This window comes from Bathymodiolus azoricus thioautotrophic gill symbiont (assembly GCF_001298715.1).
In the GTDB taxonomy this organism is placed as follows: Bacteria; Pseudomonadota; Gammaproteobacteria; order PS1; family Pseudothioglobaceae; genus Thiodubiliella.
The window spans coordinates 1-6,255 of the sequence record NZ_CDSC02000445.1 but is presented as its reverse complement, the minus strand read 5'-3'; the positions used below and the strand labels follow the sequence as shown (position 1 = coordinate 6,255).

At 36.8% G+C, this 6,255-nt stretch carries 4 protein-coding genes; all 4 read left to right on the top strand.

The genetic code is table 11. The features are described from left to right. Positions 1-1,695 (top strand): DNA ligase (locus BAZSYMA_RS10475; protein ID WP_237731665.1); only part of this gene is annotated, 1,695 nt, incomplete at its 5' end. A gap of 12 nt (positions 1,696-1,707) precedes the next feature. Next, the gene (locus tag BAZSYMA_RS08460) at positions 1,708-4,083 is read left to right on the top strand and encodes an efflux RND transporter permease subunit (protein ID WP_090717921.1); all 2,376 of its coding nucleotides are present in this window, start codon (positions 1,708-1,710) and stop codon (positions 4,081-4,083) included. A 23-nt stretch (positions 4,084-4,106) separates the two neighbouring features. Beyond that, positions 4,107-5,663, top strand: coding sequence for an L-aspartate oxidase (gene nadB, locus BAZSYMA_RS08455; RefSeq protein ID WP_090717918.1), 1,557 nt, complete (start codon positions 4,107-4,109; stop codon positions 5,661-5,663). Next, on the top strand, positions 5,660-6,211 hold the full coding sequence (gene def, locus BAZSYMA_RS08450) for a peptide deformylase (protein WP_090717915.1): 552 nt from the start codon (positions 5,660-5,662) through the stop codon (positions 6,209-6,211). Before nadB ends, def begins: the two co-directional genes overlap by 4 nt. The last annotated feature ends 44 nt before the right edge of the window (positions 6,212-6,255 follow it).

Below are 6,255 nucleotides of genomic sequence, written 5' to 3'. Positions count from 1 at the left end.
ATGAAAACAATAATTAAAATATTATGTTTGTTGTGTCTACCAAGTTTGCTGTTAGCAGCAAATAAGCCAGATTTATTTCTACTCAAAACCTATGACGATAAAAAGTCTGTTGTGGGTTGGATGATGAGTGAGAAGTTTGATGGTATTCGAGGTTTTTGGAATGGCAAGCAGTTGTTAACTCGAGGTGGTCAACAAATTATAGCGCCTGATTGGTTTGTTGAAAATTATCCGCCATTTGCTATTGATGGTGAATTATGGACAAAGCGTGCGGATTTTGAAGAAATTAGTAGTATTGTTAGACGCAAAAATCCTGATGAACGCTGGCACAAAATCACTCATCAAATTTTTGAAGTGCCAAATCAAGATGGTGGATTGTTGGATAGATTGAAAGTTTTACGCAATTATTTAAAAAATCAAGCGAATACGCCGATTAAAATTATCAAACAATATCCGATTGCCCATCAAAATCAAGTGAAGAAATTCTTGCGTGATATTGTACATAAAGATGGTGAAGGCGTGGTGGTGAGAAACCCTGCTACGGCATATCAAACAGGTAGATTGAGCTCAGCACTTAAAGTGAAAAAATATCTAGATACAGAGTGTGTGATTGAAAAAATCTTGCCTGGAAAAGGAAAGTATGTGGGGAAGATGGGTTCGTTATTATGTAAAACTAAAGGCGGTGCAATGGTTAAGATTGGGTCGGGCTTTACAGATGTTCAGCGTAAAAACCCACCTGCTATTGGCACTAGCGTTACTTTTAAATATTATGGTTTGACGAAAAAAGGAAAATTTAAATATCCTGTGTTTTTACGCATTAGGACTCAACGAGACCTTTGCATAAATAGGTATGATTGGCAAAATCCAATTTTTGCCCAATTGGTGATTTCTTTAAACCTTGTCCTAGCAGGACTAAGACTGGGTTTAAAAAATCTCCAAGTGAGTGAAAAGTGGGTTTCTGATGATTATTCTTATTTATACAAAGGTCTCTCAATAAATATATTAAAATTACAAGCATTGTTTTTAACAAAAAAAATTAATATGGACAATACACAACAAGCAAGACAAAATTCTATTGACTCACAAATTCGCCCTTGGGGTGGACTCAACTATATTGCCAATAATGCGCTGAGAGATATTCCTAGAGAGGTTTTTGTACCTGAGGCGTATAAGAACCTTGCATTTGCCGATATTGAAATCCCACTAAACAAGCAAGCAAAAATGTTCAGCCCTAAGATTGAAGGTAGATTGCTTAATGCACTTAATATTAAATCACATGAGACAGTACTAGAAATTGGCACAGGTAGTGGTTATTTAACAGCAGTGGTTGCAAAGCTTTGTAAATCTATCACCAGTGTTGAAATCGATGAGGCGCTTAGCAATGGTGCAAAGGAAAAACTTAATGAGCTTAATATCAATAATGCACAACTTACAGCAGGTGATGCCTCTCAAGGTTGGCAATCAAATGATTTTTTTGATGTGGTGATTGTTGGTAGTGCAGTACCAGAGATCACGGGGCGTTATTTTCATTTGCTCAATGTGGGTGGCCGTATTTTTGTGGTTGAAGGCAAGGGTAATGCAATGACTGCAAAACTCATTACCCGCATTAGCGAGCACGAATGGGAAACTGAAGCATTGTTTGAAACACACCTAAGTACAATGCAAGGTTTGGAAGCAATAAAAAGCTTTGAATTTTAGCGGTCTAAGTCTATGAAACATTTTTATAATGCTGTTATCAAAAAACCTGGCAATAGTATTGTATTGCTGTTGTTGTTTGTTGTTTTTTTTATCGCGCAAATTCCTAATTTTCAATTAGACGCTTCAAGTGATTCATTGGTTTTAGAAGGTGATAATAATCTTCGTTATTACCAAAGTGTTAGAAAAAATTATGGCTCTGATGATTACCTAGTCATTAGTTACCAAGTTAAAGACAATTTACTCGCCCCAAAACAACTCAAGCATTTAGCAAGTCTTAAAAAAGACTTGCAAACTATCGAACAAATCAAATCGGTCACTACGATTTTAGATGTACCTTTGTTCCAATCACCACCACTATCACTCACCGATTTAGCCTCTAAAAATATCTCTATTGAGAATGGTAACGCTAATCTTGCGCTTGCGAGTAAAGAATTTAGAGCATCCTCTCTATACGGGGATAATTTAGTCAGTAAAGATGGCAAAACCAGTGCAGTTTTGGTGGCATTAAAGGGTAACGAGCAATTCGAAAAACGACGCCAAACACGCAATGAAATGCGTATAAAAAAGCAAAACAACAAACTCTCTAAAGAAGAATTAACGAAATTAAAAAACATTGAAAAGCAAGTCATACAAGATGCAATAGTACAAAACAATCTGCAAGATAAAACCATTACTCAAATCCGTACAACAATTGACAAATATCGAGATCAAGCAAATCTATTCCTAGGTGGACTACCGATGATTACTACCGATATTATTGGCTATATCAGCAGTGATTTAATTGTTTTTAGTTTGGCGGTTATTGCCTTGATGTCACTCATTTTGGCACTTATCTTTAAAGGTATTCGCTGGGTGCTAATGCCAATTGGTATTAGCATTACCGGTGCACTGACAATGACGGGTATCTTGGCATTTTTAGGATGGAAAGTTACCGTTATTTCCTCTAATTTCTTCTCACTACTATTAGTGATGACGCTCTCAGTGACTATTCATTTGGTGGTACGCTATCGAGAATTAGCACAGAATAATCCTGATTTAGATTATTACACACTGATTCAAAATACCTTGGAGCAAATGCTTAAACCTTGTTTGTTCACCACACTAACGACTATTGTTGCTTTTGGCTCATTGCTAATTAGTGGCATTAGACCTGTGATTGACTTTGGTTGGATGATGTCCATTGGTGTCACAATTGCCTTAGTGCTATCGTTTATTGCCTTTCCGATTATTATGCGTTTTTTGCCAAAAGCACAAGTGCCAAAATTCAACACTGAATTAGGATTTACCCATAGTTTGGCTAAATTTAGCGAAAAATTTGGTACTTACTTACTGGTTGTTTTGGTGTTATGTATTGGGCTTTCAGTCGTAGGTATTAACAAGCTCAGTGTTGAAAATCGCTTTATTGATTACTTTAAAGAAAGTACTGAAATTAATCAAGGTCTAACACTGATTGACGAAAAACTCGGTGGCACAATCCCGCTAGAAATTATCTTTGATGACTTAGCACAAGATTATTGGTATGACGAAGACTTGCGTGCTGATATACACAAAATTCATCAGTATTTAGACAGCCTAGATGAAACAGGGAAGGTGCTTTCAATTGACACGCTCATGCAAATACTAACGCGTGCCAATGAGAATAAATCACCTAATGGTTTCTTTTTAAATATCATTAAAAGTCAAATTCCAGAAAATGCCAAAACGCAAGTATTAGACCCTTACATATCCGAAGATAGTGGGCAATTGCGTATGGTTATTCGTATTCGTGAGACTAATAAAAACCTCAAACGCGCTGTATTAATTGAAAAAATTGAGAACTATATTGCAAAAGATATTGGCTTTAAAAAGGACAGTTTCCACACAACGGGCATGTTGGTATTATATAACAATATGCTACAAAGCCTGTTTGACTCGCAGATTAAAACCATTATTGCGGTATTTATAATGATTTTTATTATGTTTTTGTTTATTTTTAGGTCGTTCAGTTTGTCGATTCTAGCGATTATTCCTAACACATTGCCCTCAATTTTTATTTTGGGCATTATGGGTTTAATGAATATTCCACTAGATTTAATGACCATCACTATCTCAGCCATTGCGATCGGCATCGGTGTTGATAATGCCATTCACTATATTCATCGTTTTAAAGCTGAATTTACAAAAGACCATGACTACTTGGCCACGATGTATCGTTCACACAATTCAATTGGCTTGGCAATGTTTTACACCTCAATCACCGTCACATTGGGCTTCTTAATCTTAGCTTTGTCTAATTTCATTCCAAGTATTTATTTTGGTGTCTTTACTGCTATTGCTATGCTGAGCGCGTTACTGGCAAATCTAACTTTACTACCCAAATTGATTTTAATCTTTAAACCAAAAATCTAAACACACAAGTGTTTGCTCTAACAATGTCAACACAATACCACTTCGATGTTTTAATTATTGGTACAGGCAGTGCGGGATTGATGAGTGCTTTACAACTGTCTGAGGATTTATCTGTTGCGCTGATTGCTAAAGACAAACTCTTAGAGGGCAGCTCTTACTACGCCCAAGGCGGTATTTCAGCAGTGCTTGATAGTGCGGATAATTTTAAGTCGCATATCAAAGATACCTTATCAACAGGCAGTAATTTAGGCGATGAAAAAGCCGTTCGTTTTATGGTTGAGAACGCACCTGAGGCTATTGCATCTTTAGAGGCAGCAGGTGTGTTATTTACCCAAGAAAACGAACAATACCATCTTACCACTGAAGGTGGACATAGTAATAGGCGTGTGGCACATGTGGCTGATAAAACAGGGCAATCTATCCAGTCCAATTTATTAGATAGCGTTAAATCAAAGAAAAATATTTGTCTCTTTGAAAACTTTATTGCCATTGATTTACTAATAAAAGATAAACAATGTTATGGTGCTTATATTCTAAACAAATCCAGTAATAAGGTTGAGAGTTTTATTGCTCACCAAACCATTATTGCCACAGGTGGCGCTTCCAAGACCTATCTTTATACTTCTAATCCAGACACTTCAACAGGTGATGGTATTGCGATGACATATCGCGCATATTGCGATATTGTTAATATGGAATTTACTCAGTTTCATCCAACTTGTCTATATCACCCGCACGCAAAATCGTTCCTAATCTCTGAGGCTTTGCGTGGTGAGGGTGCAAAACTCATCTTGCCAAATGGTGAGGCATTTATGCATAAATACGACAAACAAGCTGAACTTGCCCCGCGCGATATTGTCGCCAGAGCGATTGACTCAGAAATGAAAATCAATGGTTTTGACTGTGTGTATTTAGACATCTCTTTTAAGGATAAAGATTGGATACAAGCACACTTCCCAACCATTGATAAAAAATGCATCTCTTTTGGTATTGATATCTCTCAACAGCCTGTCCCTGTTGTACCTGCTGCTCACTATACTTGTGGTGGTGTACAAACCAATCTTGATGCTCAAACCAATGTGAGCAATCTATATGCTGTTGGTGAAGTCGCACACACAGGAGTACACGGCGCCAATCGTATGGCAAGCAACTCACTATTAGAATGTGTGGTATTCGCCAAAGCTTGTGCCAATCATATCAATACACAAATATTTGAACAAGATTATCCAAACTTTAATGATTGGGATGCATCCAGAGCCAGTCCATCTAAAGAAAAAGTGATGGTCTCGCATTTATGGGATGAAGTTAGGCGCATTATGTGGAATTTTGTCGGCATTGTGCGTAGCAATAAACGCTTGCGTGCTGCACAAATGCGCTTAACGCAAATACAAAATGAAGTGGATGAATACTATCGTCTTTACTTGGTTTCAAGCGATTTAATCGAATTAAGAAATCTCATCACCACTGCAAAAATTACGGTTAAATCCGCAATTTCAAGAACAGAAAGTCGTGGTTTGCATTACAATGAAGACTATCCGAATACCTCTGATACCATTAAAAACACCTTAGTAAAGTTATGAATCTTCCTATTTTAAAATTCCCAGACGATAAACTTCGCACCAAAGCCAGCAAAGTTGAGACAGTAGATGACACGATTAAAGCCTTAGTCAAAGATATGTTTGAGACTATGTACAACTCAGATGGTATTGGCTTAGCAGCTACTCAGGTTAATCAGCATTTGCAAGTAGTAGTGATGGATGTGCCAGATTCAGGTGAAGACTACCAATTGATATTAGAAAATCGTAACACCGAAAACAAAAAACTCCTCATCGGAAAACACCCTTTATGCTTTATCAATCCAACAATTACTAAAAAGGAAGAAAAAGAAATACATACCGAAGGGTGCTTATCTGTGCCTGGTTATTATGCAGAAGTTGAACGCTTTAACCATATTGTAGTTGAAGCACTGGATGAAAATGGCAAGCCATTTACCTTAGAAGCACGCAATTTGCTGGCAGTTTGCATTCAGCACGAACTTGATCATTTGAAAGGCATCTTATTTATAGATTACCTTTCCAAACTCAAACAAAAACGCTTATTAGAACGCATTAAAAAACAATCACACTAACTAACCAAAAACTTAAAACGCATATTAAAATTAGTATAATAATT

Bases quoted from the DNA above. Each gene is read 5' to 3' on its own strand.
- BAZSYMA_RS08460 (WP_090717921.1), top strand. From the start codon at position 1,708: ATGAAACATTTTTATAATGCTGTTATCAAAAAACCTGGCAATAGTATT.
- nadB (WP_090717918.1), top strand. From the start codon at position 4,107: ATGTCAACACAATACCACTTCGATGTTTTAATTATTGGTACAGGCAGT.
- def (WP_090717915.1), top strand. From the start codon at position 5,660: ATGAATCTTCCTATTTTAAAATTCCCAGACGATAAACTTCGCACCAAA.